Source organism: Variovorax sp. Root411, from assembly GCF_001425205.1.
Lineage (GTDB): Bacteria > Pseudomonadota > Gammaproteobacteria > Burkholderiales > Burkholderiaceae_C > Variovorax.
Genome location: NZ_LMDW01000002.1, coordinates 331,044 through 356,219 on the forward strand (window position 1 = coordinate 331,044; position 25,176 = coordinate 356,219).

At 67.9% G+C, this 25,176-nt stretch carries 25 protein-coding genes and 1 pseudogene; 10 read left to right on the forward strand and 16 right to left on the reverse strand.

What is annotated here, in order from left to right; genetic code table 11:
• Positions 1 to 2: 2 nt before the first annotated feature.
• The 4 genes from ASC92_RS07685 to secA form a co-directional block, all read right to left on the reverse strand.
• Positions 3 to 461, reverse strand: coding sequence for an NUDIX domain-containing protein (locus ASC92_RS07685; protein ID WP_056512721.1), 459 nt, complete (start codon positions 459 to 461; stop codon positions 3 to 5).
• Positions 458 to 1,333: an ATP-binding protein gene (locus ASC92_RS07690; RefSeq protein ID WP_056512724.1), complete on the reverse strand. Its 876-nt coding sequence runs from the start codon at positions 1,331 to 1,333 to the stop codon at positions 458 to 460. Before ASC92_RS07690 ends, ASC92_RS07685 begins: the two co-directional genes overlap by 4 nt.
• An 82-nt stretch (positions 1,334 to 1,415) precedes the next feature.
• Positions 1,416 to 2,645 carry a bifunctional glutamate N-acetyltransferase/amino-acid acetyltransferase ArgJ gene (gene argJ, locus ASC92_RS07695; RefSeq protein ID WP_056512726.1) on the reverse strand — a complete coding sequence of 410 codons (1,230 nt, stop codon included), beginning with the start codon at positions 2,643 to 2,645 and terminating at the stop codon, positions 1,416 to 1,418.
• 30 nt (positions 2,646 to 2,675) lie between these two features.
• The gene (gene secA, locus ASC92_RS07700; RefSeq protein ID WP_056512728.1) at positions 2,676 to 5,462 is read right to left on the reverse strand and encodes a preprotein translocase subunit SecA; all 2,787 of its coding nucleotides are present in this window, start codon (positions 5,460 to 5,462) and stop codon (positions 2,676 to 2,678) included.
• Between the two features lie 180 nt (positions 5,463 to 5,642).
• Between secA and ASC92_RS07705 the strand changes: the two genes are divergently transcribed.
• Positions 5,643 to 5,951 (forward strand): hypothetical protein, encoded by a 309-nt coding sequence (locus tag ASC92_RS07705; RefSeq protein WP_007833220.1) that lies wholly within the window; start codon positions 5,643 to 5,645, stop codon positions 5,949 to 5,951.
• Positions 5,952 to 6,009: 58 nt separating this feature from the next.
• Positions 6,010 to 6,996 (forward strand): ornithine cyclodeaminase family protein, encoded by a 987-nt coding sequence (locus ASC92_RS07710; RefSeq protein WP_056512730.1) that lies wholly within the window; start codon positions 6,010 to 6,012, stop codon positions 6,994 to 6,996.
• A gap of 4 nt (positions 6,997 to 7,000) precedes the next feature.
• Here ASC92_RS07710 and ASC92_RS07715 read toward each other — a convergent pair whose 3' ends face one another.
• Positions 7,001 to 8,152: a threonine synthase gene (locus tag ASC92_RS07715; RefSeq protein ID WP_056512735.1), complete on the reverse strand. Its 1,152-nt coding sequence runs from the start codon at positions 8,150 to 8,152 to the stop codon at positions 7,001 to 7,003.
• Positions 8,153 to 8,246: 94 nt separating this feature from the next.
• On the opposite strand from ASC92_RS07715, the gene ASC92_RS07720 reads away from it, so the two are divergent.
• On the forward strand, positions 8,247 to 8,873 hold the full coding sequence (locus ASC92_RS07720; RefSeq protein WP_056512738.1) for a transcriptional regulator: 627 nt from the start codon (positions 8,247 to 8,249) through the stop codon (positions 8,871 to 8,873).
• Positions 8,874 to 9,174: 301 nt separating this feature from the next.
• Here ASC92_RS07720 and ASC92_RS07725 read toward each other — a convergent pair whose 3' ends face one another.
• The 4 genes from ASC92_RS07725 to ASC92_RS07740 form a co-directional block, all read right to left on the reverse strand.
• Complete coding sequence (locus ASC92_RS07725) at positions 9,175 to 10,419, reverse strand: threonine synthase (protein WP_056512740.1); 1,245 nt, start codon at positions 10,417 to 10,419, stop codon at positions 9,175 to 9,177.
• Positions 10,420 to 10,499: 80 nt separating this feature from the next.
• Positions 10,500 to 11,168, reverse strand: a complete 669-nt coding sequence (locus tag ASC92_RS07730; protein WP_235505721.1) for a hypothetical protein — start codon at positions 11,166 to 11,168, stop codon at positions 10,500 to 10,502.
• 145 nt (positions 11,169 to 11,313) lie between these two features.
• Positions 11,314 to 12,345 carry a response regulator transcription factor gene (locus ASC92_RS07735; RefSeq protein ID WP_414820399.1) on the reverse strand — a complete coding sequence of 344 codons (1,032 nt, stop codon included), beginning with the start codon at positions 12,343 to 12,345 and terminating at the stop codon, positions 11,314 to 11,316.
• Entirely contained in the window at positions 12,342 to 15,935 is a 3,594-nt protein-coding gene (locus ASC92_RS07740; protein ID WP_056512742.1) for an ATP-binding protein, read from the reverse strand. Before ASC92_RS07740 ends, ASC92_RS07735 begins: the two co-directional genes overlap by 4 nt.
• Positions 15,936 to 16,039: 104 nt before the next feature.
• Between ASC92_RS07740 and ASC92_RS07745 the strand changes: the two genes are divergently transcribed.
• The 4 genes from ASC92_RS07745 to ureC are packed head-to-tail and all read left to right on the forward strand — an operon-like array spanning position 16,040 to position 19,002.
• Positions 16,040 to 16,342, forward strand: a complete 303-nt coding sequence (locus ASC92_RS07745) for an urease subunit gamma (RefSeq protein ID WP_056512745.1) — start codon at positions 16,040 to 16,042, stop codon at positions 16,340 to 16,342.
• Between the two features lie 25 nt (positions 16,343 to 16,367).
• Positions 16,368 to 16,973 (forward strand): HupE/UreJ family protein, encoded by a 606-nt coding sequence (locus ASC92_RS07750; RefSeq protein ID WP_056512748.1) that lies wholly within the window; start codon positions 16,368 to 16,370, stop codon positions 16,971 to 16,973.
• A gap of 2 nt (positions 16,974 to 16,975) precedes the next feature.
• Entirely contained in the window at positions 16,976 to 17,281 is a 306-nt protein-coding gene (locus ASC92_RS07755) for an urease subunit beta (protein WP_056512750.1), read from the forward strand.
• Positions 17,282 to 17,283: 2 nt separating this feature from the next.
• Complete coding sequence (gene ureC, locus ASC92_RS07760) at positions 17,284 to 19,002, forward strand: urease subunit alpha (protein WP_056512754.1); 1,719 nt, start codon at positions 17,284 to 17,286, stop codon at positions 19,000 to 19,002.
• 3 nt (positions 19,003 to 19,005) lie between these two features.
• Here ureC and ASC92_RS07765 read toward each other — a convergent pair whose 3' ends face one another.
• Together ASC92_RS07765 and ASC92_RS07770 are read right to left on the reverse strand one after the other, a co-directional pair.
• A complete protein-coding gene (locus ASC92_RS07765) occupies positions 19,006 to 19,431 on the reverse strand; it encodes a type II toxin-antitoxin system death-on-curing family toxin (protein ID WP_056512756.1) in 426 nt (141 codons plus the stop codon).
• The gene (locus tag ASC92_RS07770) at positions 19,406 to 19,633 is read right to left on the reverse strand and encodes an AbrB/MazE/SpoVT family DNA-binding domain-containing protein (protein WP_007833196.1); all 228 of its coding nucleotides are present in this window, start codon (positions 19,631 to 19,633) and stop codon (positions 19,406 to 19,408) included. The genes ASC92_RS07765 and ASC92_RS07770 overlap by 26 nt, the downstream gene beginning before the upstream one ends.
• 71 nt (positions 19,634 to 19,704) lie before the next feature.
• Here ASC92_RS07770 and ureE point away from each other — a divergent pair, with 71 nt between their 5' ends.
• The 3 genes from ureE (at position 19,705) to ureG (ending at position 21,849) form a co-directional block, all read left to right on the forward strand.
• Complete coding sequence (gene ureE / locus ASC92_RS07775) at positions 19,705 to 20,277, forward strand: urease accessory protein UreE (protein ID WP_056512878.1); 573 nt, start codon at positions 19,705 to 19,707, stop codon at positions 20,275 to 20,277.
• A gap of 224 nt (positions 20,278 to 20,501) precedes the next feature.
• The gene (locus ASC92_RS07780; protein WP_056512759.1) at positions 20,502 to 21,182 is read left to right on the forward strand and encodes an urease accessory protein UreF; all 681 of its coding nucleotides are present in this window, start codon (positions 20,502 to 20,504) and stop codon (positions 21,180 to 21,182) included.
• 16 nt (positions 21,183 to 21,198) lie between these two features.
• The gene (gene ureG, locus ASC92_RS07785; protein ID WP_056512762.1) at positions 21,199 to 21,849 is read left to right on the forward strand and encodes an urease accessory protein UreG; all 651 of its coding nucleotides are present in this window, start codon (positions 21,199 to 21,201) and stop codon (positions 21,847 to 21,849) included.
• Positions 21,850 to 21,870: 21 nt separating this feature from the next.
• Here the strand turns inward: ureG and ASC92_RS07790 are convergent, their stop codons facing one another.
• The 5 genes and pseudogenes from ASC92_RS07790 to ASC92_RS07805 all read right to left on the reverse strand — a co-directional run.
• On the reverse strand, positions 21,871 to 22,062 hold the full coding sequence (locus ASC92_RS07790) for a DUF3606 domain-containing protein (RefSeq protein ID WP_235505722.1): 192 nt from the start codon (positions 22,060 to 22,062) through the stop codon (positions 21,871 to 21,873).
• Between the two features lie 99 nt (positions 22,063 to 22,161).
• Positions 22,162 to 22,695: a hypothetical protein gene (locus ASC92_RS07795; RefSeq protein WP_056512767.1), complete on the reverse strand. Its 534-nt coding sequence runs from the start codon at positions 22,693 to 22,695 to the stop codon at positions 22,162 to 22,164.
• A 90-nt stretch (positions 22,696 to 22,785) separates the two neighbouring features.
• Positions 22,786 to 23,409 carry an ATP-binding protein gene (locus ASC92_RS07800; RefSeq protein WP_200935947.1) on the reverse strand — a complete coding sequence of 208 codons (624 nt, stop codon included), beginning with the start codon at positions 23,407 to 23,409 and terminating at the stop codon, positions 22,786 to 22,788.
• Positions 23,409 to 23,657: a hypothetical protein gene (locus ASC92_RS28515; protein WP_157609003.1), complete on the reverse strand. Its 249-nt coding sequence runs from the start codon at positions 23,655 to 23,657 to the stop codon at positions 23,409 to 23,411. Before ASC92_RS28515 ends, ASC92_RS07800 begins: the two co-directional genes overlap by 1 nt.
• A gap of 279 nt (positions 23,658 to 23,936) precedes the next feature.
• A pseudogene (locus ASC92_RS07805) lies at positions 23,937 to 25,156 on the reverse strand (porin); the annotation flags it as partial.
• Between the last annotated feature and the right edge of the window lie 20 nt (positions 25,157 to 25,176).

Sequence of the window (25,176 nt, forward strand, 5' to 3'; positions counted from 1 at the left end):
AATCAGTTGGCCGGCGCAATGACGGACGCCACTGCCGGCGGCGCCACGAACGGCAGGCCGCGCTCTTCGCACAGCCACTGCAGCACCGGGAAGGCACCCGGCAGCACCGGCGTCACCTCCAGCGGCAGCTGTTGCCAGGCCATCTGCTGGCCCTCGCGCATCTCGAACTCGCCGCTCCAGGCCGTGACCTTGCACCAGTGCAGGCGCACCAGCGCGTGTGGGTAGTCGTGCTCCGTGACTTTCCAGACTTCGGCGCCGTCGATGGTGATGCCGAGTTCTTCGTGCAGTTCGCGCCGCAATGCCTGCTCGACCGTCTCGCCCGCCTCGATCTTGCCGCCGGGAAACTCCCAGTAGCCCGCATAGGCCTTGCCTTCCGGCCGGGTCGAGAGCAGCAGTGCGTCGTCGGACAGGCGGATCAGCACGCCAACCGCGACCTCGGTGTGCTTGCGCGCTGCGGTCACGCGTTGCTCCGGCCTGCGTAGTCCCGCGCGAACTGGTAGGCCACGCGGCCGCTGCGCGAACCGCGCTCCAGCGCCCAGACCAGCGCCTCGGGCCGCGCGGCCTCGATGGCAGCCTTGTCCACGCCGAACGACGAGAGCCACTGCGCGACGATCGCCAGGTATTCGTTCTGGCTGAAGGGATAGAAACTCACCCAGAGGCCGAAGCGCTCCGACAGGGAGATCTTTTCCTCGATCACTTCGCCTGGATGCACCTCGCCATCCTCGGTGTGGGTGTACGAGAGGTTGTCCTTCATGTACTCGGGCAGCAGGTGGCGCCGGTTACTGGTCGCGTAGATCAGCACGTTGGGCGTCGAGGCCGCAATCGAGCCGTCGAGGATCGACTTGAGCGCCTTGTAGCCCGGCTCGCCCTCGTCGAAGCTCAGGTCGTCGCTGAACACGATGAATTTCTCGGGCCGCTGCGAGACCACCTCGACGATGTCGGGCAGGTCGGTCAGCTCGGCCTTGTCGACCTCGATCAACCGCAGGCCCTGCGGCGCGTAGGCCTGCAGGCAGGCGCGGATCAGCGACGACTTGCCCGTACCACGCGCGCCAGTCAGAAGCACGTTGTTGGCCGGCTTGCCTTCGACGAACTGGCGCGTGTTGCGCTCGATCTTTTCCTTCTGGAGGTCGATTTCCTTCAGGCTGTCGAGCGCCATCGCGGCCACGTGCCTCACGGGCTCGAGCACGCCATGGCCCGAGCTGCGGCGGCGGTAACGCCAGGCGATCGACGCGCTCCAGTCGGCGGGCGCAGCCAGCGGTTGCGGCAGGATCGACTCGATGCGGCCGATCAGTTGTTCGGCGCGCTCGAGCAGCTTCTGGAACTGCTCGTTCATCTGCGCCCGCCCGGCCGCCCGAAGGGCGTTGAGCCCCCCCTCGGGGGGCAGCGACGACACGAAGTGCGGAGCGTGGGGGCCATCAGGATCTGTAATCGGCGTTGATCGTCACGTACTCGTGGCTGAAGTCGCAGGTCCACACCGTCTCGCTGGCGTTGCCACGGCCCAGGCCGATGCGCACCGTGATCTCGCTCTGCTTCATCACGCGCTGGCCGTCTTCCTCGCGGTACGACGGGTTGCGCCCGCCCTTGACGGCCACGTGCACGTCGTCGAGAAACAGATCGATGCCGGTCTGGTCGAGGTCGGCAATGCCCGCATAGCCGACAGCCGCGAGGATGCGGCCCAGGTTCGGGTCGCTGGCGTAGAAAGCCGTCTTGACCAGCGGCGAGTGCGCCACGGCGTACGCCACCTGCCTGCACTCGGCAGCGTCCTTGCCGCCATCGACCTGGATGGTGATGAACTTGGTCGCGCCTTCGCCGTCGCGCACGATGGCTTGCGCCAGCTGGCGCGCCACGTCCTGCATCGCGGCCACCAGCGCCCGGCCGTCGGCCGAGTCGAGCGAGGCGATGGGCGCGTGCGCCGCCTTCTGCGTGGCGATGACCACGAACGAATCGTTGGTCGAGGTGTCGCCGTCGATGGTCACGCGGTTGAACGATGCGTCGGCCAGCAGCCTGGCCAGCGGCTGGATCAGCGACGGGTCGATCTTCGCGTCGGTCGCCATGAAGCCCAGCATGGTCGCCATGTTCGGGCGGATCATGCCGGCGCCCTTGCTGATGCCGGTGATGGTGACCGTGGCACCGCCGATCTGCACCTGTTGGCTGAAGGCCTTGGGGATCGTGTCGGTGGTCATGATGCCCTCGGCCGCGCGCGCCCAGTGGTTCGCGTCGGCGTCGGCCAGCGCGGCCGGCAGGCCCGCCTCGATGCGGTCGACCGGCAGCGGCTCCATGATCACGCCGGTGGAGAACGGCAGGATCTGCTCGGGCGCGATCTCCAGTTGGCGCGCGAGCGCGATGCAGGTGGAGCGCGTGCGCATCAGGCCGTCTTCGCCCGTGCCGGCGTTCGCATTGCCGGTGTTGATCACCATTGCGCGGATGCCGTAGTTCGCGGCCAGATGGTCGCGGCAGACCTGCACCGGTGCGGCGCAGAAACGGTTCTGGGTGAACACCCCGCCGACCGCCGAGCCTTCGTCGATCAGCACGACCGTCAGGTCCTTGCGGTTGGCCTTTCGCACGCCCGCTTCGGCCACGCCGATTCGGACGCCGGGCACCGCGAACAAGGCGGCAGGATCGGGAGCGGACAGGTTCACGGGCATGGCGATTTCTCTAGCGAATGGGTTGCGGGGTCAGTTGAGCTTGCCGTGGCACTGCTTGTACTTCTTGCCACTGCCGCAGGGGCACGGATCGTTGCGGCCGACGCGCGCGAAAGCCGCGGCCTCCACGCTGAGCGCGCCCAGGCCGGCAGCGGCGATGCGGCGCTGGTTTTCCTCGTCGACGCGGATCTCGACCTCGCCCGTCTCGGTTGGCGCCGAGTAGGTGATGTTCGAGACGTTCTCGCCACGGCTTTCCATCGCTTCCGCGGCTTCTTCGAGCTGCTCGCCCGACTGCACGCGCACCGTCATCAGCTGGCGCGTGACTTCGTTCTTCACCGAGTCGAGCAGCTGGCCGAAGAGCTCGAAGGCTTCGCGCTTGTATTCCTGCTTGGGCTGCTTCTGCGCATAGCCGCGCAGGTGGATGCCCTGGCGCAGGTAGTCGAGCGAGGCCAGGTGTTCGCGCCAGTGGGTGTCGATGCTCTGCAGCAGCACCATGCGCTCGAACTGCGTGAAGTTCTCCTGGCCGATCAGCGCGACCTTGGCGTCGAAGGTTTCGTTGGCGTTCTTGAGCACCTTCTCGACGATGTCCTCGTCGGCGATGGCGTCCGAGGCCTCGACTTCCTTCTTGAGCGGCATGTCGATGCCCCACTCGTTGAACAGGCTCTTCTCGAGCGCGTCCAGGTCCCACTGCTCTTCGACCGATTCGCTCGGCACGTACTGGCGCACGAGGTCGGTGAAGCAGCCTTCGCGCAGCGCCGCGATCTGCGCCGTGAGGTCGCCCGCGTCGAGGATGTCGTTGCGCTGCTGGTAGATCACCTTGCGCTGGTCGTTCGACACGTCGTCGTATTCGAGCAGCTGCTTGCGGATGTCGAAGTTGCGCGCCTCGACCTTGCGCTGCGCGCTCTCGATGCTGCGCGTGACGATGCCGGCCTCGATGGCTTCGCCGTCGGGCATCTTCAGGCGGTCCATGATCGCCTTCACGCGGTCGCCCGCGAAGATGCGCATCAGCGGATCGTCCAGGCTCAGGTAGAAGCGCGAGGAGCCCGGATCGCCCTGGCGGCCCGAACGCCCGCGCAGCTGGTTGTCGATGCGGCGCGACTCGTGGCGCTCGGTCGCGATGATGCGCAGGCCGCCGAGCGACTTGACGAACTCGTGGTCCTTGGTCCACTCGGCACGCACGTGCTCGATGTCGGCCTGCCTGGTGGCTTCATCGCGGCCTTCGTCGGCCTCGATCGCCTCGATCATCTTCTCGATGTTGCCGCCCAGCACGATGTCGGTGCCGCGGCCGGCCATGTTGGTCGCGATGGTGATCATCTTCGTGCGGCCGGCCTGCGCCACGATGTCGGCTTCGCGCGCGTGCTGCTTGGCGTTCAGCACCTGGTGCGGCAGGCCCGCCTTCTCGAGCAGGCCGTCGATGATTTCCGAGTTCTCGATGGACGAGGTGCCCACCAGCACCGGCTGGCCGCGCTCGTAGCACTCGCGGATGTCCTGGATGGCCGCCTCGTACTTCTCGCGCGTCGTCTTGTAGACGCGGTCGAGCTGGTCGTCGCGCTTGCTGATGCGGTTCGGCGGAATGATCATGGTCTCCAGACCATAGATTTCCTGGAACTCGTAGGCTTCGGTGTCGGCCGTGCCGGTCATGCCGGCCAGCTTGCCGTACAGGCGGAAGTAATTCTGGAAGGTAATGGAAGCCAGCGTCTGGTTCTCGGCCTGGATCTCCACGCCTTCCTTGGCTTCCACTGCCTGGTGCAGGCCGTCGCTCCAGCGGCGGCCCGTCATCAGGCGGCCGGTGAATTCGTCGACGATGACCACTTCGCCCTGCTGCACCACGTAGTGCTGGTCGCGGTGGTACAGGTGGCGTGCACGCAGCGCCGCATTCAGGTGATGCATCAGCGTGATGTTGGCCGGGTCGTAGAGCGATGCGCCCTCGGGAATCAGCTTGAGCTCACCCAGGATGCGCTCGGCGTTCTCGTGGCCGTCTTCGGTCAGGAACACCTGGTGCGTCTTCTCGTCGACCGTGAAGTCGCCGGGCACCGTGACGCCCTCGCCCGTGCGCGGATCGGCTTCGCCTTCCTGCTTGGTGAGCAGCGGCACCACCTTGTTGATGGCCAGGTAGAGGTCGGTGTGGTCTTCGGCCTGGCCGCTGATGATCAGCGGCGTGCGGGCCTCGTCGATCAGGATCGAGTCCACTTCGTCGACGATCGCGTAGTTCAGCCCGCGCTGAACCCGGTCGCCGGGCTCGTAGACCATGTTGTCGCGCAGGTAGTCGAAGCCGTATTCGTTGTTCGTGCCGTACGTGATGTCGCTGCGGTAGGCCTCCTGCTTTTCCTCGCGCGGCATCTGCGGCAGGTTGATGCCCACCGAGAGGCCGAGGAAGTTGTAGAGGCGGCCCATCCAGGTCGCGTCGCGGTTGGCCAGGTAGTCGTTCACCGTGACCACGTGCACGCCCTGGCCCGACAGCGCATTCAGGTACACCGGCAGCGTGGCGGTCAGCGTCTTGCCTTCGCCGGTGCGCATTTCGGAGATCTTGCCGTTGTGCAGCGCCATGCCGCCGAGCAGCTGGACGTCGAAGTGGCGCATCTTCATGACGCGCTTGGAGCCTTCGCGCACGGTGGCGAAGGCTTCCGGCAGCAGGTCGTCGAGCGTTTCGCCCTTGGCGATGCGGTCCTTGAACTCCTGTGTCTTGGCGCGCAGCGCATCGTCGCTGAGCTTCTCGAACTCGGGTTCGAGCGCATTGATGCGTTCCACCGTCTTGCGATACTGCTTGAGGAGCCGGTCGTTGCGACTGCCGAAGATCTGGGTCAGGAAGTTGGTTGCCATTGGGTGGAGATGGGCGGGCGCCTGATACGGCAGGCACTGCGACCGGATTCCCTAAGATATGGTGAAAGCAGTTGGGCGCACCCGCTTCAAAATCAAGCTTGAAGCAAGCGGCCTTTTTCCGGCGCGAACGCCGGCAAACCGGGCATTTTAGCTGTCTTGTTTCTAACCCCTGGATTACCCATGTATCGCCGCACGCCCCCTCCCATCTCGCTGCAGGACGCAGCGGAAGGCTCGCCCACCCTGGGCAGCCTGATGGCGCGCGCGCGCGACGCTGCGGAGCGGCTCAAGGCTGTCGAGGGTTTGATCCCGCCGGCCATGCGCAGCGCCATCCAGGCCGGCCCGGCAGAGGGCGACGTCTGGTGCCTGCTGGTCAAGGGCAGCGCCGCGGCCGCCAAGCTGCGCCAGCTGTCGCCGATGCTGGTGACGCGGCTCAAGAACCGGGGATGGGACGTGGCGACCATCCGGATCAAGGTTCACACCGGACGCTGACAGTTCCGCCAATGCGTCGAAGTTTGATGTTTTGTCTGGAAGTAGATAATATTTCCAGATGACATCCGCGATCGCGCCTTTCAATGCCCAGCTCCTGCTGCTCGACAAGCACCAGGTCGACACCCTCCTCTCCCCCGACGACGTGCTGCAGGCCGTGCGCGAGGCCTTCGTGCTGCACAGCGAGCGCGAGGGCCGCGTCTTTCCGGTCGTGCGCGAGCCGCTGCGCACGGGCGGGGTGTTCGGCATCAAGTCCGGCGACGTGCAGGCCCAGGGCCTGCTCGGCTTCAAGGCCGCGGGCTTCTGGCCTGCCAACCGGCAGCGCGGCGGSGAGCCGCACCAGGCGACGATCCTGCTGATCGACCCCGCGACCGGCCGGCCGCTGTGCGTCATCGACGGCAACACGGTGACGACCGTGCGCACCGGCGCGGCAGGCGGGCTCGGCCTGCAGCAGCTCGCACGCGCCGACAGCACGGGGCTGTGCCTCTTCGGCACCGGCGTGCAGGCGCGCATCCAGCTCGACTTCGCGCTGCGGCTGATGCCCTCGCTGCGCGAGGTTCTTTATGTGAGCGCGAATGGCCAGCGCAACGCGGCGTTCGAGGCGCATTTCGCCGGCCGCTGCAATATCGCGCCGGCCACCGACCGCAACGCTGCAGTCGCCCGGAGCGACATCGTGATCACCGCCACCCCAGGCGGCGGCGCGCTCTTCGATCTCGAAGCCGTTCAGCCCGGCACGCACCTGAACTGCGTCGGCGCGGACACCCGGGGCAAGCGCGAACTTCCCGACGGCCTGCTGCCGCGCGTGCGGCTGTTCGTCGACGACCGGACGCAGGCACGGCAGATCGGCGAAACCCAATGGGCGCCCGACACGGCATGCATCGAACTGGGCGACCTGCTGAGCGGCAAGACGCCCTTCGTGCGAGCCCCCGCCGACATCACCGTCTTCGACATGACCGGCCTCGCGCTGCAGGACCTGACCGTTGCGCGCCTGCTGCACGCGCGCGCTGACGAAACAGGAACGGGCACACGCATCGCGTGGCCCTGGTAGCTGGCTACGCGGCGACGGCGCCGCCGAACAGCTCGGTCATGAACTGCGTCGATTTCAGGCCAGTGCCGGTCAGCAACGCGACCGTCGTCTCGCTGGCTTTGATGTCACCGCGCTGCGCCAGCACCTCGATGGCCGCCGCGGCCGAGGCGGACGTCGGCTCCGCATAGAGCCCGCTCGCTGCCAGCCGGCGCACCGCCGCCGCGATCTGTTCCTCGGTCAGCGCCACCGTCTTGCCATCCGTCTCGCGCAGCGCCTGCAGGATTTCCCGCAGCCGCACGGGCCGCCTGATCGCCGTGCCTTCGGCAATCGTCGGCTGCACGATGCGCTCCACCAGCGTGTCGGCGCCCGCCATGAAGCTTGCATCGATCGGCGAGCAGTTCAGCGGCTGCGCCACGAAGATGCGGGGCAGCTTCGCGATCTGCCCCGCCGCCAGCAGCTCCTTGAAGCCGATCCAGCAGCCGAGCACATTGCTGCCCGCGCCGGTCGGAATCACGACGTTGTCGGGCGCGGTGAAGCCCAGGTCTTCCCACAGCTCGTAGGCCAGCGTCTTCGTGCCCTGCAGGAAGAACGGATGCCAGTTGTGGCTCGCATAGAAGATCGATTCCGACTGGCGCACCGCCTCGTATTCGGACTCTTCTCGCGGCCCCGGCACCAGCTGCACCTCGGCGCCGAAGGCACGGATCTGCGCCACCTTCGGCGCGGGCGTGTAGCTCGGAGCGAGCACCTTCACGCGCATGCCCGCCGCCGCGCCGGCCGCTGCAATCGCCGCGCCGCCGTTGCCCGAGCTGTCTTCCAGCACCGCATCGACGCCGATCTGCCGCAGGAAAGACATCATCACCGCCGCGCCGCGGTCCTTGAAGCTGCAGGTCGGGTTGAACCACTCAAGCTTGAAGTAGGGCTCGAAGCCGCCCCAGCGCTTCTGCACCAGCGGCGTGCAGCCTTCGCCCATGCTCGCGGGCTGGTCGATCGCCACGGGCAGCGCCGCACGGTAGCGCCACAGCGAGCGGACGCGCGAATCGATGTCGTCGCGCCCAATGCCCGGCAGCGGCGTGACCATCATCGGGTGGCTGTCGTCGGAGCGCCATCGGCGTTCGGACAGGTCGTAGTGCCTGCCGGTGCGGGGATCGACATAGCGTGCGCGTTCTCTCGCGGTCATTCGCGGGCTCCAGTACAAAATTGGATAATACATCCAACACTGTACTTTTTGTATGAATTGGATTGTCCGTCCAGAGCTGGATACATTCCACGGCATGAAGAAGAAGCCGAACAAGCAGCTCCTGGACATGCTGCGCAACATGGCCGAAGGCCTGGGCCAGACCTTTGCGCCCTTCTGCGAAGTGGTGGTGCACGACCTGAGCAACCCCAAGAACGCGATCTACGCCATCGAGAACAGCCTGAGCGGCCGCGAGGTCGGCCAGCCGGTCACGGAGCTGGGCCTCGCGCGCATCCGCGACCCGGAGTTTCCGGCGGTGATCGCGAACTACGCCAACACCTTTCCCGACGGGCGCAAGGTCAAGAGCACGTCCATTGGCATCAAGGACGACAGCGGCGAATACGTGGCCGCGCTGTGCCTCAACGTCGACCTCACGCTGTTCCAGAGCTTCCAGGGCGCGATCTCGCAGTTCACGAAGATCGACGACAAGGATGTGCACGAGCACCTCGAGACCGGTGGCAATCACTCGGACCGCATCCATGCGCGCATCGACGATTTCGCGGCGTCGCGCGCGACCACCTCGCGCTCGCTGAAGCCCGCCGACCGCAAGCAGCTGGTGCAGGAGCTGAAGAAGGCCGGCCTGCTGGAGGTTCGCCGCGGCGCCGAGATTGCCGCGGCGCACATGGGCGTGTCGCGCGCCACGGTCTACAGCGACGCGAAGTAAGGCGCTCGCCTTCTACTGCGGCTGCAGGCCGAAGGCTAGGGTCTGTCATCAATCAAACGCCCTCGCGAACCCCTGCTGCGCGGTGCAGTGCAAGGCGCCCTGAACGCCGCGTAGCACCGCTACGCAAGTGAAGGGCAACGCCGCAATGCGCCGCGCAGCAGGGGTTCCCTCCGGGCTGGCCCCGCCATACGGCGTCTGCTTTGTCGGCCGGCTTGCCCATGGGTGGCCATGGGCCGCGCCGCCCTCCGCACATCCACCGCATGGCGGGGCCAGCGCGAGGGCGTTTGATTGATGACAGACCCTAGACAGGACGGTCGGGCCAGCTCGGGTCGCCGGCCGCGCTGGCGGTCAGCATCAGCACCACGTGCGCGTCGGCCGCGACGGCGTTGCTCTCGCGCAGCTGCCGCAGGGCGGCCAGGCCGCCGGCCGCGCAGAGCTCGGCGCTGATGCCGGACGCCGAGAGCAGCCGGCGCGCGGCGCGCGCTTCGTTGTCGCCCACGACCACCGCGCCGCCGCCCGTCGCGGTGGCGGCCTGCCACTGCAGGTAGGTGACGCTGGCTCCGGCGGTGGAGAACTGCGCGGTGTGGCCCGGGTAGCTGTCGTTGATGGGGCCGCCCGCGAGCACGCGCGCCAGGCGCGGGAACGGCTCCACGAGCCAGAGCCTCGGCAGGCGCGCGATGCGCCCCGCGGCCAGCAGGTCGCGAAAGCCCGCGTAGATGCCCCAGGCCAGGTCGCCGCGCGCGGTGGGAATCACGATGTGGTCCGGCAACCCGCCATCGGCCACGCATTCGAGCGCGATCGGCTTGTAGCCTTCGATCGCCAGCGGCGCGCTGCCGAGCGCGGGCAAACGGTAGTTGGTCAATGCGAAGTAGCCGGGGTGCTGCGAACGCTCGCGCACGAAGGCCCAGCGGCCCGCGTTGTCGGCGAACACGTAGCGCCGTGCGCCGAGCGCGTCGAGCTGCCGCGCATAGGTGGCCGGCATGCCTTCGTAGGTGGCCACCTCGCAGCCCAGGCCCGCGGCCCATGCATAGTGCGCCGCCGACACGGCCGCGTTGCCCGACGAGGCCAGCACCAGCGTGTGGGCGTCGAAATCGAGCGCCTGCGCCACGCCCACCGCCGTCATGCGGTCTTTGTGCGAGCCGGTGGGATTGCAAGACTCGTCCTTGACGGCCAGGCGCCCCACGTCGAACTGCCGCCCCAGCTCGGGCACGTCCTGCAGCGGCGTCTGCCCTTCGCCCAGCGCGAAGCCCGAGGTATAGGGCATGGGCATCGCCTCGGCGCCGCCCGGCAGGTAGCTGGCGCGCAGCGCGACGTGGAGGCCTCCGCGCCTGCACGCGGGACATCCGTCGTGCGCCAGCGCAAGGGGAAAGAGCGCATCGCACCGCAGGCACTGCAGGCCGCGCAGGTTCGGGTTGCGCACGGGCCTGGGCGTCCGGTTGCGCGCCGTCATGCCCAAGGGGCCGCCCGAAGGATGCGCCACGGGATCGAGGGGAGGAGCAGCGAACTTGAAGTCCAGAACGGGCGATGTCGTCACGGGATCAGGCATGGGAAGTTGTCACCAAATCTTTGGCAGTCGGAATCAAGAATTGCGCAGGGCCGGATACTCGATCGGCAGGCGCCCGCCACTCACTTCCAGGTGAATTCGTGGTTCAGCCCGATCGCGAAGCCGCGCACGCCCTGCGGCCCGGTGCGCGACGCGCTCAGGTCCACGCTGATCAGCGGCGTGAGGCTGAAGCGCCCGCCGATGCGCGAAGTCCAGGCGCCCGCCGCGCGGTTGCGTTCCGCGATGAGCGACACGGTGTCGTTCAGCGCCCATTCGACGCCCGCGCCGCCGCGCGGCGTGCGAAGCCCGGTGCCCAGCGCCCAGTCGGCACCGAGGTTGACGTGCACCTGCAGGCTGCTGGCCGGGCGCCACGTCATCGGCACGACGAACTGCCCGCCCATGCGGCCGCCGCGCCGCAGGTCCGAGACGATGCCGGCCGACACCGCGGCGCTGAACGGCGCATCCGCCGACTGCCCGTAGAAGTTCCATTTGACCTGCGGTCCGCCGGTGACCGAGTGCACGCCCTGCGCCGAGGTGCGATCGACGTTCAGGCCCAGCTCGACGGGACCGACCCGACATGCCGGCCCGAGGTGGAACCCCGTGACGGGCTCCGTGCCCGTGCGGCTCCACCAGGTTTCGTACTGGCATTGGCCCGGGTCGAGCGTGCTGGCGTCGTCCACATCGAAATGACCGGCGGCCTGCGCGCCCGGGTTCACGCACAAGCCCGCGAACAGGCAGGAAGCAGCAAGCATCCAGCCGCTGCATGGCGGTCGGGTTGTTGTTGTCCTGCTGTGCCTGTTGCTCTTCATCGCGCGCGTCCCGTGGCCCTCGGGCCATTCTAGGGACGCTGCAAGCAGGCGCCATGACACGGCGCTGGGAACCGTCGGCCATCGTTGCTCAGATCTCGAACTGCGGCTGCAGCTCGCGGATGCGCTTGATGGCCACGCCGGCCGCGGCCGTGCGCGTCTCGACGCCGAGCTTCACGTACACCCGCTCGAGGTGCTTCTTGGCGGTGGCCGGGCTGCTGCCCAGGATCTCGCCGATGTCCTTGTTGGTCTTGCCCTTGACCACCCAGTACAGCACCTCGGCCTCGCGCGCCGTGAGCTTCAGGCTCAGGCTCATGGCTTCGATCACGCCAGTGTCGGACACCTCGCGCATGACGATCATCCACTCGTCGCCTTCGTCGTCGCTGCTGGTCTGCTGGTGCAGCCGCAGGGTGAGGCTGCTCGCGCCCTGCACGATGGACAGCGCCGGCGGCTCGATGCCGCGCTGGCGCGCATCCGGCGTGTGGCTGCGCAGCCATTCGAGCACCGCGGGCGGCGTCTCGGGCGCGCGCGTGTCGCAGTAGCGCTGCAGCAGGTCGCGCCCGAGCGCCGTCTGCCAGATCAGCCGCCCTTCGGGCAGGCGCACGGTGATGCTCGCGTAGCCGAAGGCATCGAGCGCATTGCGCGCCTGGCCGGCCTGCCGCGCGTCCTGCCGCGCACGGCGCGCGCCCTGCAGGTGCACGTTCATGCGCGCCAGCACTTCCTTGGGCTTGATCGGCTTGGTGACGTAGTCGACGCCGCCCGCCTCCAGCGCGGCCACGAGGTGCTCGGTCTCGGTGAGCCCGGTCATGAACACGATGGGAATGTGCGCCGTGGCCGCATCGGCCTTGAGCCGGCGCGCCACCTCGAAGCCGTCGATGCCCGGCATCATCGCGTCGAGCAGCACGATGTCGGGCCGCGCCTGCGCGGCGCGCTGCAGGGCCTGTTCGCCATTGGTGGCGATGAGCACGGTGTAGCCCGATTCGTCGAGCGCGTCGTGCAGCACCGCGAGGTTGTCGGGCACGTCGTCGACGATCAGCACGAGGTCGCTGTTGGCGCCCTGCTGCTCGCGCAGCGTCCTGGCGAGCGGCGATGTTTCCATGGCGGGAGGTTGCGTCTGGGTCATGCGGCGCTTTCGACGGCGTGGGCGAGCGCGCGGCTCATGGCTTCGAACTGGAACTGGCGGGCCAGCGTGCGCTGGGCCTCAGTCCATGCACTGCATTCGGGCTGCGCCGCGTCGATGGCGTCGAGCTGATTCATGATGCCGCGGAAGTAGCCCAGCCCCACCGCCTCCTCGAGCGCGCGCAGGCGCTCCAGCGACGGTGCCTGCAGCGGGCGCGCAGCCGCAGCGGGCGCGGGCCTGGCGGCGGTGTCGGTCCATTGCAGCCCGAGCCGGCGTTCGAGCCAGTCGAGCAGTTCGGTGTGGCGCACGGGCTTGACGAAGAAGTCTTCGGGCGCAATGCCCACGTCGTTGTCGAGCCCCTTGTCGAACGCATTGGCCGAGACGATGGCCACCGAGGCCTCGGTCAGCCCGAGCTTGCGCGCGCGGCGGATCGTCTCCCAGCCGTCGATGCCGGGCATCGCGAGGTCGACGAACATCGCGTCGGGCCGGTAGCCGGCGGCGATGAGGTCCAGCGCATCGTGCCCGCTGGCCGCGCTGCGCAGTTCGAAGCCCAGCGGCGCGAGCACATGCCCCAGCAGGTCGCGGTCGGCCTCCTCGTTGTCGACCACCAGCAGGCGGCGGCGCGGGCCTTCGTAGCCGCGCCGCGCGCGCTGCACCGGCATCGGTCGGCCGGTGCCGGCCATGGCGTCGTGCACGCGCGGCAGGAACAGGCGCACGCAGAACAGCGAGCCCACGCCCGGCGTGCTCTGCACCTTCATCTCGCCGCCCATCAGGTCGGTCAGCATCTTGGCGATGGTGAGCCCCAGGCCGGCGCCGGGTGCGGCCGAAGCACCCACTGCATTGCCTCGCGCGAATGGCTCGAAGATCCGCTCGATGTCCTCGGCCGGCATGCCCGGGCCGGTGTCCTCGATCTCCACCGACGCGAACTCGCGCGCATAGGCCAGCCGCAGCGTGACCTGCCCGGCAGCCGTGAACTTGATCGCGTTGCCCAGCAGGTTGATGAGGATCTGGCACACGCGCTTTTCATCCGCGCGCACCACCTCGGGCAACGCGCCTGCCGCCTCGAAGCGGAACTGCAGCCCCTTCTCCGCCGCCTGCAGCTCGAACATGTCGGCCAGCTCGCGCATCGTGTCGGCAAAGCGCATCGGCCGCGCATGCAGCGTGAGCTTGCCGGCCTCGATGTGCGCGATGGCCAGCGTACCTTCGATGAGCGACAGCAGGTGCTCGCCGCCGCGCTTGATGACCGCCACCGCCTGCTGGCGGTGCGGCGGCACCGAATGGTCTTCGCCCATCAATTGCGCGTAGCCCAGGATGCTGTTGAGCGGTGTGCGCAGCTCGTGGCTGATGGCGCTGATGTAGCGGCTCTTGGCCTGGTTGGCCTGGTCGGCGGCGCGCTGGGCCTGCTCGGCCACGGCCCTCGCCTCTTCGGCGATCTGCTTTGCGGCCTGCAGCGCGCGGTCGGTCTCGCGGTGCAGTTCGATCTCGCGCACCAGCAGGTGGGTCTGGCGGTTCGATTCTTCCTGCGCGACCTTGCGGCTCTGGTGCGCCAGCACCAGCCACCACGCGACGATGCCGGCGATGACCAGCAGCGCCATGTACGCCTTGAGGAAGCCCGAGCGCAGCGACAGCTTCTGCACGCCCGCGAGCGCTGCGGCCACGTCGGCCTCGGAGGCCAGCTCCAGCGCGCCTTCGCCGAACGCGCGCAGCTCCTGCTGGTAGAGCACGCCGAACACCACCGCCAGCAGCGGCACGATGACCAGCATCAGCAGCATGAAGTGCCCGAGCCCTGTGTCGAGATAACGCCAGCTGCGGCGCGGCAGCAGCCAGCGCAGCACGCCGGACCACTGCGAAGACAGGCTCGCATGCGGCTTGCACAGGTCGCCGCAGCGCGCATCGAGCGTGCAGCACAGCGAGCAGATCGCGCCCTGGTAGGCGGGGCAATGCGCCATGTCGGGCCCTTCGTACTCGCGCTCGCAGATCACGCAGTGCTGCACCTTCAGGCGCTGGTAGCTGCCGGTCTCGACCTTGGCCCAGCGCACCGCGCGCGGACCTTCGGCGGGCGCGAAGGCCACCGCGCCGTGGTGTTCATCGGAGCCGCGCGCCAGGTAGTACTTGCCCCCCGTCGCCCAGGCCAGCAGCGGCGAGGCCACCAGCGCCGTGCCGAGCGCGATCAGCGCCGAGAAGGCCTGCGCCAGCGGGCCGAACAGGCCCAGGTGCGCGGTGATCGACAGCACCGAGGCCAGCGCCATCGCGCCCACGCCCACCGGGTTGATGTCCCACAGGTGCGCGCGCTTGAACTCGATGCCTGGAGGCGACAGCCCCAGCGGCTTGTTGATGACGAGATCGGCCACCACGGCCATCATCCAGGCGATGGCGATGTTGGCGAACAGCCCGAGCACGTCGCCCAGCGCCTCGAACACGTTCATCTCCATCAGCATGAAGGCGATCAGCGCGTTGAACACCACCCACACCACGCGCCCCGGATGGCTGTGCGCCACGCGCGAGAAGAAGTTGCTCCAGGCCAGCGAGCCCGCATAGGCGTTCGTCACGTTGATCTTGAGCTGCGAGATCACCACGAACAGCGCCGTGGCCGCCACCGCCCAGCCGTAGTGCGGAAACACGTACTCGTAGGCCGCGAGGTACATCTGGTTCGGGTCGACCGCCCGGTCGGCCGGCACCATGTGCGTGAGCGCCAGATAGGCCAGCAGCGCCCCGCCCAGCATCTTGAGCACGCCCAGCACCACCCAGCCCGGCCCGCCGGCCAGCACCCCGGCCCACCAGCGGCGCGCCGTGGCCGCGGTGCGCGCGGGCATGAAGCGCAGGTAGTCGGCCTGCTCGCCCATCTGCGTGATCAGCGCGATGCCGACCGTGAGCGCAGCGCCAAACAGGTGCAGATTGAAGCCCTTCGTGCCCGAGCGAACCCCGTTGTAGTGCACGATGCCCGCGAATGCACCAGGATCGCGCACCAGCACGTAGGCAAAAGGCACCACCAGCATCAGCAGCCACAAAGGCTGCGTCCACAGCTGCAGCCGGCTGATGGCCGACACGCCGTGCGTGACCAGCGGGATCACCACCAGCGCGCACACCAGATAGCCCCACACAGGCGGGATGCCCAGTGCCAGTTCCAGCGCATAGGCCATCACTGCCGCCTCGAGCGCGAAGAAGATGAAGGTGAAGCTCGCGTAGATCAGCGAGGTGAGCGTGGAGCCGATGTAGCCGAAGCCCGCGCCGCGCGTGAGCAAATCCATGTCGACGCCGTAGCGCGCCGCATACACGCTGATCGGCACGCCGGCCAGGAAGATGATGAGCCCGGTCGCCAGGATCGCCCAGAAGGCGTTGGCAAAGCCGTACTGCACCAGCAGCGTGGCGCCGACCGCTTCCAGGATCAGGAACGACGCCGCCCCGAAAGCCGTGTTGGCCACCCGCCATTCGGACCACTTGCGAAAGCGCTGCGGCGTGTAGCGCAGCGCGTAGTCTTCCAGCGTCTCGCTGGCCACCCAGCTGTTGTAGTCGCGCCGCACCTTGACGATGCGCTGCGGCGCATCGTCGGGGGTGGTGGATGTGTTGGCAGCGTTCACACCGTTTCGGTGCATCTTTCGTGCCACACGTACGACTTTTGGCGAACAGGGCACGACTGTTGCAAAGAAGCCGGCTTGCCCATAATGGCCGCCACCCTCCGCCACCCGATGCCGATCCCATGGAACTGACCCCGCGCGAAAAAGACAAGCTGCTGATTTTCACCGCGGCGCTGCTGGCCGAACGCCGCAAGGCCCGCGGACTCAAGCTCAACTACCCCGAAGCCATCGCGCTGATTTCCGCCGCCGTGATGGAAGGCGCCCGCGACGGCAAGAGCGTCGCGGAGCTCATGAGCGACGGCCGCAGCGTGCTGACCCGCGCCGACGTGATGGACGGCATCGCCGAGATGATCCCGGACATCCAGATCGAAGCCACCTTCCCGGACGGCACCAAACTGGTGACCGTCCATCAGCCGATCGTCTGACACACCAGAACAAGAAAGACTTTTCATGCGCAAGACCACTGCTTCCAGAAGCCTCGCACTGTTCGCCGCCCTCGTGCTGCCTTTCGCGGCCAGCGCCCACACCGGCGTCGACGGCGGCATGCACCACGGCTTCACCACCGGCTTCCTGCATCCGCTGACCGGCGCCGACCACCTCGCCGCCATGGTCGCGGTCGGCCTCTGGAGCGCGCTTGCCGCGCGCCGCGCCTGGCCCGACCTGCTGTGGGCGCCGCTGGCCTTTGCCGGCATGCTGCTGGCGGGCGCGCTGATGGGCCTGGCCGGCGTGCAGCTGCCGGCGGTCGAGCCGATGATCGCGGCGTCGCTGCTGGTGCTGGGCCTGCTGGTGGCCACGCGCGTGCACCTGCCGGCCGTGGTCGCCATGGCGGTCGTCGGCGTGTTCGCCATCTTCCACGGCGTGGCCCACGGCCACGAACTGGCGAGCGAAGAAGGCGCGGCCCTCACGCTGGCCGGCATGGTCGGCGCGACCGTGCTGCTGCACCTTGCCGGCATCGCGCTCGGCTGGGCGCTGCGCCACGCCAACGCATGGCTGCCGCGCGTGGCCGGCGCCGCGGTCGTGGTGCTCGGTGCGTCGCTGCTGGCACAGGCCGTCTGAACATGACGCCCGGCGAACTCTTCACCGACGACGGCGAGCACACGCTCAACCCCGGCCGCCGCACCCTTACGCTGGTGGTGCAGAACACCGCCGACCGGCCGATCCAGGTCGGCTCGCACTACCACTTCGCAGAGACCAACGGCGCACTCGGCTTCGACCGCGCGGCCGCGCGCGGCATGCGGCTGAACATCGCCTCGGGCGCCGCGGTGCGCTTCGAACCCGGTCAGCAGCGCACGGTCGAGCTGGTCGATTTTTCGGGCGATCGCATCGTCTACGGCTTTCGCGGCCTGGTTCAAGGGAAGCTTTAAACATGGCCACCATCGGGCGACGTGCCTACGCAGAAATCTTCGGCCCCACCGTGGGCGACCGGGTTCGTCTTGCGGACACTGACCTGCTGATCGAAGTCGAGGCCGACTACACCTTGCGCGCCGGCGGCTACGGCGAAGAGGTGAAGTTCGGCGGCGGCAAGACGATTCGCGACGGCATGGCGCAGTCGCAGCGCACGCGTTCGCAGGGCGCCGTCGACACGGTGCTGACCAACGCGCTCATCCTCGACCACTGGGGCATCGTGAAGGCCGACATCGGCCTGAAGGACGGCCGCATCGCCGCCATCGGCAAGGCCGGCAACCCCGACGTGCAGCCGGGCGTGGACATCGTCATCGGCCCCGGCACCGAGATCATCAGCTGCGAGGGCAACATCGTCACCGCCGGCGGCATCGACAGCCACATCCACTTCATCTGCCCGCAGCAGATCGAGGAGGCTCTGTCGTCCGGCGTGACCACCATGCTCGGCGGCGGCACCGGCCCCGCCACCGGCACCTTCGCGACCACCGCCACGCCGGGCCCGTGGCACATCGAACGCATGCTGCAGGCGGCCGACGCGTTTCCGATGAACCTCGGCTTCCTCGGCAAGGGCAACGCCAGCCTGCCCGACGCGCTGCACGAGCAGATCGACGCCGGCGTCATCGGCCTGAAGCTGCATGAAGACTGGGGCACCACGCCCGCGGCCATCAGCAACTGCCTCGACGTGGCCGACGCCACCGACACGCAGGTGGCGATCCACAGCGACACGCTCAACGAATCGGGTTTTGTCGAGAACACCATCGCCGCTGTGGGCGGGCGCGCGATCTGCGCCTTCCATACCGAAGGCGCGGGCGGCGGCCATGCGCCCGACATCCTGCGCGTGGTGGGCGAGGCCAACTTCCTGCCGTCGTCGACCAATCCGACGATGCCCTACACCGTGAACACGCTCGACGAGCACGTCGACATGCTAATGGTGTGCCATCACCTCGACGCCGGCATCGCCGAAGACCTGGCCTTTGCCGAGTCGCGCATCCGCAAGGAAACGATTGCCGCCGAAGACGTGCTGCACGACCTCGGCGCGATCAGCATGTTCAGCTCCGACAGCCAGGCCATGGGCCGCGTCGGCGAAGTCATCATCCGCACCTGGCAGACCGCGCACAAGATGAAGCTGCAGCGCGGCACGCTGCCCGAGGACAGCGAGCGCAACGACAACTTCCGCGCGAAGCGCTACGTCGCCAAGTACACGATCAACCCGGCGATTGCGCACGGCATTGCGCACGAAGTCGGCTCGCTCGAAGTCGGCAAATGGGCCGACATCGTGATCTGGAAGCCGGCCTTCTTCGGCGTGAAGCCCTTCACCATACTGAAGGGCGGCACCATCGCGATGGCTGCCATGGGCGACCCCAATGCATCGATCCCCACGCCTCAGCCAGTGCATTTCCGCCCGATGTTCGGCGCCTACGGCGGCTCGCTCGCGAAGAGCTCGCTGACCTTCGTCTCGCAGGCCGGGCTGGCCTCGGGCATCAAGGAACGCTACGGTTTAGCCAAGAACCTCAGCGCGGTGAAGAACATCCGCAACGTGCGCAAGAAGGACCTGATCCACAACGGCTACACGCCGAAGATGGAGATCGATGCGCAGACCTACGCGGTGCGCGCCGACGGGCACCTGCTGACCTGCGAGCCGGCGAAGCTGCTGCCGATGGCGCAGCGGTATTTCCTGTTTTGAATGTCAGGGGCTGCGCGGTGCGAGGTGCTCGCGAATCCATTGGGCAAAGGAGGCTTCGTCGATCTCCCCCGCCGCGAGGCCGAGCGTCTTCAGTACGCAGTCCTCGTCGGACGCGAGGAGCTCGAATCCGTTGAGATCGAGGAAAGTTTCCATCGCAACGAATGCGGTTCTCTTGTTGCCGTCCACGAACGGGTGGTTGCGGGCGATGCCGAATGCGTAGCTCGCGGCCAGCGTGGCCGCATCGGGAGATTCGCACATCGCGCGGTTCTGCGGTCGGCCCATGGCGGATGCAAGCATCCCCTCGTCACGCACACCGGCGGGACCACCATGCTCGGCGAGCTGTTCTTCATGGACCAACTGGATCACACTCAGGTTCAGCCAGACCCAGTGTTGGTTGGCGGCGCTACTTGGCAAGCTCGCGCAGAACATTGCGCCGCTTCTTCATGACGCGGCGCGCCGCCTCCATCTGCCGCTCGAACTCGTCGTCGTACGGCGTGATCGTGACCCCGCCGTTGGCGGCCTGCGTGAGGTAGACGGTGTCGCCCTTGCCCACGTTCATGCTCGCCAGCACTTCCTTGGGCAGGATGATGCCGACAGAGTTACCGATCTGAGTCAATTTGAGGGCGGACATTGGACGCTCCGTTGAACAAAAGTTATAACGAACGTTATATTAGCCCGCCTCATTTGGAGCCGCAAGCCACCATGCTCACCGCCAACAAACTCATGCCCCAGGGCCGCGGCCTTGCGCCCGTGCTGCTCAAGCGCGCCGCCACCATCGAGCTCGACTGGGACATTCGCCAGAAAAGCCGCTTCGACGCCACCGACTCGCAGGGCCGCCAGATTGGCGTGTTCCTGCCACGCGGCACCGCCGTGCGGGGCGGCGATGTGCTGGTGGCCGAAGACGGCTCGCTGGTCCGCGTCATTGCCGCGCCGCAGCCGGTTCTGCGCATCACGCATTGCACGGCCCACGGCACGCCTTTCGACCTGACGCGCGCGGCCTATCACCTGGGCAACCGGCACGTGCCGATCGAGCTCAAGCCCGACCACCTCAAGATCGAGCCCGACCACGTGCTGGCCGACATGCTGCGTTCGATGCACCTCATCGTCGTCGCGGTGGAAGAAGCCTTCGAGCCCGAGAGCGGCGCCTATGGTTCGCATGAGCACTCGCAAAGCGGGGGTCACAGCCATGACCATGGGCACTCGCATGGCGGCAGCAAAGGTCCGAAGCCGCTCGTGCTCGCGCCGGAACTGCTCGACGATCATGAGCATTCGTGATCCAGGGCGCGATCACGCCGACGGGGTACCTTGCTCCGCGAATGTCCCCCGCTTCGCTCCTCCTTTATTTCGCTGCGCAAGGCACCCCGCCGTCGTGATCGTAGGGCACCGGGTGCTCCCCGCAGCGAAATAAAGGAGGAGCGAAGCGGGGGGGCATTCGCGCAGGGGAGTACCCGGTGGCCTGTGCACGCACCCTGAACAGCAGCGCACAAATAAAGCCTGACATGCCCGACGCCCCCAGCGCCCATAGCCTCCTGCAGCTCATCTGGCTCGCCTCCCCGGCCCTGCCCGTCGGCGGCTTCTCGTATTCCGAAGGCATCGAGGCGGCGGTGGAATGGGCCGGCGTCGACACCGAAGCGCACGCCGCCGAATGGATCGCAGACCAATTGCACCTGAGCTTCGCGCGCGGCGATCTCGCGGCCTTTGCGCAGGCCATCGCGGCCTGGCGCGCCAACGACATGCCGCGCGTCCGCGAACTCAACCAGTGGGTGATGAACACCCGCGAGTCGGCCGAATTCTTCCTGCAGACCGAACAGATGGGCCGCTCCTTCGTCGAGTGGCTCAAGCTGCACCATGCCGACACGGCCGAGGTCTTCGCCGACCTGCCCGCGACCTACCCCGTGGTCTTTGCGTTCGCGGTCGGCCGCACCGGCGCCACGGCGCACGACGGCTGCCTGGCCTTTGCCTTCGGCTGGGCCGAGAACATGGTCGCCGCCGCCGTCAAGGCCGTGCCGCTCGGCCAGAGCGCGGGCCAGCGCATCCTCGGACGTCTGGCACAGGAAATCCCCGAGGCCGTGGCCCGCGCCATGGCCCTCGGCGACGACCAGCGCCAGGCCTTCGCGCCCCTGCTGGCGGTGTTGTCGGCCCGCCATGAAACACAATATTCCCGCCTTTTCCGAAGCTGAACCGGACACACCCTCCATGACCTCCGCCCTGCACCACATCCCCCATCGCACCAAGAGACTGCCACCGCTGCGCGTGGGCATCGGCGGCCCGGTCGGCTCGGGCAAGACCACGCTGCTCGAAATGCTCTGCAAGGCGATGCGCGACAAGTACGACCTGATCGCCATCACCAACGACATCTACACCAAGGAAGACCAGCGCCTGCTGACCGTGGCTGGCGCGCTGCCGGCCGAGCGCATCATGGGCGTCGAGACGGGCGGCTGCCCGCACACCGCCATCCGCGAGGACGCATCGATCAACCTCGAGGCCATCGACCGGATGCTCGAGGACTTTCCCGATGCCGACATCGTGTTCGTCGAATCGGGCGGCGACAACCTCGCGGCCACCTTCAGCCCCGAGCTGTCGGACCTCACGATCTACGTGATCGACGTGGCGGCCGGCGAAAAGATCCCCCGCAAGGGCGGCCCCGGCATCACCAAGAGCGACCTCTTCATCATCAACAAGACCGACCTCGCCCCCTACGTGGGCGCCAACCTCGACGTGATGGAGCAGGACACGCAGCGCATGCGCCGCCAGCGGCCTTATGTGATGACGAACCTCAAGACGCTCACAGGCTTGGCCGAGGTGGTTGCGTTCATCGAGGAACGGGGCATGCTGGCCGCCGCCTGAAGCAGCGCGGCCGCAGCCGCTTCAGGGCAGCCCGAGGTAGACGCGCAGATCGTCCCTGCGCGTGCCGGCAGACGCTACGGCCGTGCGCAGGCGGACTTCGGTCACGCCGAACCATTTTGTCCAGTAGTCGACCTCTTTCAGGTCGGTGACATCGATCCGCTCATCGTCCTGCGGAATGCGGACCTCGCTGGCCTCGGGCATCGTCGTCTCCATGAAGGTGTTTGGAGACGGCAGTCTCTCCGCCGGCCGGGCGCCGCCGGCCAGACGGATTCGAATCGGCTTGCAGGACAACTTCCCATGGCGCAGCGGTGCTCAGAGTTCGCTGCCGTCGCGCAGCTGCCGCGCCTTGTAGACCAGCCGCACGGTCGCGCGGCGCGGATCGCCGGCCTGCTGCTGCACGTAGACGTCGGTGTCGTTGCTCACCCATGCGGCGTACGCGCTGCCCGGATCGCGCGATGCGAGTTCGTTGCCGAACGCCCCTCGACCCCATCGCACGAGCGCTGCGAAGGCCCCCGCGCCGTTGTCGGGCGTGGCCTGTGCCGCCGCCACGTATTCGACGCGGCGCAGCTCCGAGGCGGCGAAGAAAAAGGTCGGTTCGAACAGCAGCCCCGCCATCTCGACCGGGGCCGCGCGCCAGCTGCCGGCGAGGCCGCCGCTCAGGCGCTGCGGGCGCTGCACGCGCTCGGCCGCGGGCAGCACGGCCCGCAGTTCCTCGGCCGACATGCCAAGGTGCACGCCCGCCGGCAAGGCCTGCGCATGCAGCGCACCGGCGGCGAGCAGAGCCGCGCTCGCGGCCAGTGTGTGGAGAAAAGAGGTCGGGGAAGCAATGGATCGCACGTTCGGCATCGGGAGAGAAAAGCGGCGGCACCGTGGGACCGCGAGTATGGCGCGGAGTTCCACGGGGTCGGCTCCTGCCGGCCTGCGTCGATCGATCGATCAGCCGGTCAATCCCTGAACGCGCTCGCCGGCCAGCAGCGGCAGGCGCAGCGTCAATCCCAGCACGCCCCCTTCATGCGGCGCCGAGTAGATGCGTCCGCCATGGTGGCCGGCGATGCGCTCGCAGGCCCTGGCACTGGCGCCGGTTGTCGCCACGTGGGCGTTATCGAAGAACCTCGCCAGCGGCGGCCGCGCGTCGACGGCATCGAGGTCGCGCCAGTGGATCACCGCCTGCCCGCCTTCCGCCTGGGCGGAAACCTGCAGCGTCGCGCCCGCGCGCATCACGCTGGCCGCATACGTTGCGACCTTGGCGAGCAGTTCGCGCAGTTCGGTCTCTATCGCCAGCACGGGAACGGCCTCTGGCGGCAGCTGGATGTCGAAGCGGATGTCCCGGCAGGCGGGGGCGATATCGAGCAGCGGCCGCAGGTCCTGCACGCGGCTCGCGCCCAGCCTTTGCTGCGCCTCGCCGCGGGCCTGTGCCGCGAGTTCGCGCGCCTTCGCGCCCTGCCTCAGGTTGGTGATGAACAGCGAAAACATCATGCAGGCCACGCCGGCCATGCCGAGGAGGATCACGCCGGCGATGATCGTGCCGAGGTTGCCGGAGTGCAGTTGCGCCCCGGTCATCAACGGGCTCCTGGAGCCTGGGCGTCGGGTTGGCCCGGCATGCCGCGCATGCAGCCGTCCCGCGCGCCGTCGCAGGCTTCCCAGCCGGGCGGCGGCGGCCTGCGTGCGCCGTAGTTCATCGGCCGCCCTTCGCCGCGAAAGCCCGGCGCGGGACCATGGGGCATGGGTGGAGGGGGCGGAGGCAGCATGATGCAGCCGGCCAGGCCGCCGGCCATCAGCACACCCGCGAAAAGTCGAATTCGGTCCATTGGAAAACTCACTGCTGGCTGGACAAACAAAAGCCGCGCGGGAGAAAAGAGCAAGCGCCCTTTTCTCCCGCACGGTGCGCGCCCTGCATCAGAACGCGTGACGAATCCCGAAGTCGTAGCCGGTGGACGAACGCGGCAGGCCCGTGTAGCTCACGCCCGCGCTGCCRTAGCCCGYGGTGCTGGCCGACACCAGGCTGCCCGTGTAGTTGGCGTCGTTGCGGTTGTTCACGCGCGCCACCGTCGCATACAGCGCCGTGCGCTTGGACAGGTTGTGCACGNCTGGCCGACACCAGGCTGCCCGTGTAGTTGGCGTCGTTGCGGTTGTTCACGCGCGCCACCGTCGCATACAGCGCCGTGCGCTTGGACAGGTTGTGCACATAGCCGACCGCGAACTTGCGTGCCAGCGGGTCCTCGCCCGTGATGCCGGCCGTGCCTTCGTTGTAGCGAACCTGCGAGTACGCCACGCGGATCAGGCCCGCGCCCACCGGCACGGTCGCGCCGACCAGGTAGCCGTTGTAGGTGTCGTGCGTGTTGGTCAGCGCCGTGGTGAACTTGTTCTTCACGTTCGAGAGTTCACCGGCCGCGCCTTCGTTGTAGCGAACCTGCGAGTACGCCACGCGGATCAGGCCTGCACCCACCGGCACGGTCGCGCCGACCAGGTAGCCGTTGTAGGTGTCGTGCGTGTTGGTCAGCGCCGTGGTGAACTTGTTCTTCACGTTCGAGAGTTCACCGAACAGCTTCACCGGACCGAAGTCGTACGAAGCGCCCAGGTTGAGGGTCTGCACCTTGCGCTCCAGCGCAGCGGTGTCCACCGCGGTGCTCTGGCCCGCGCTCAGTGCCACATCCAGGGGACCGTTGGCGTAGCCGAAGCGCCCACCGACGTAGCGCCCGGCGGTGCTGCTGGAAGCAGCCGTGGTGCTGGTCGCGTCGGTGCTGGCGTTCTCGTGCAGGCCGTACTGCACCTGGCCGTAGAAGCCGCCCAGGTTCGGCGGCAGGAAGTAGCCGATCGAGTTGCTCGCGCGCACGTAGTTGGCGTTGTTGATGGTGGTGTTGCCGCTGACGGTGCTGATGACGTTGGTGCCCGAGCCGTTGGTGCCGAACGGGTCGAACACGGTGTCGTTCCAGAAGGTGGGCGTGTAGTCGCGGCCCAGGCGCAGCTCGCCGAAGCCGCCCGACAGGCTCACGGTGGAGCGGCGGGCGAAGGTGGAGATGCCGGTGGCGCCGTCGTCGTTGGTGATGGGCGCTTCGAGCCAGAAGCTCGCAGCCAGGCCGCCGCCGAGGTCTTCGGTGCCGCGAAAGCCGATGCGGCTGGAGTTGTAGCCGGAGTTGGCCAGGCTGGTCTTGCTGGACTTCACCGACGCGCCGGTGGTCGCGTCGCGCGAGGTCGCCGACTGATAGGTCAGGCCCGCGTCGACGACGCCGAACAACGTGACGGACGATTGGGCAGAGGCCAGCCCGCAGACGGCCAGGGCAGCGAATGCCGTGAGGGTTTTCTTCATTCAGGGTTCTCCAGTTTCAG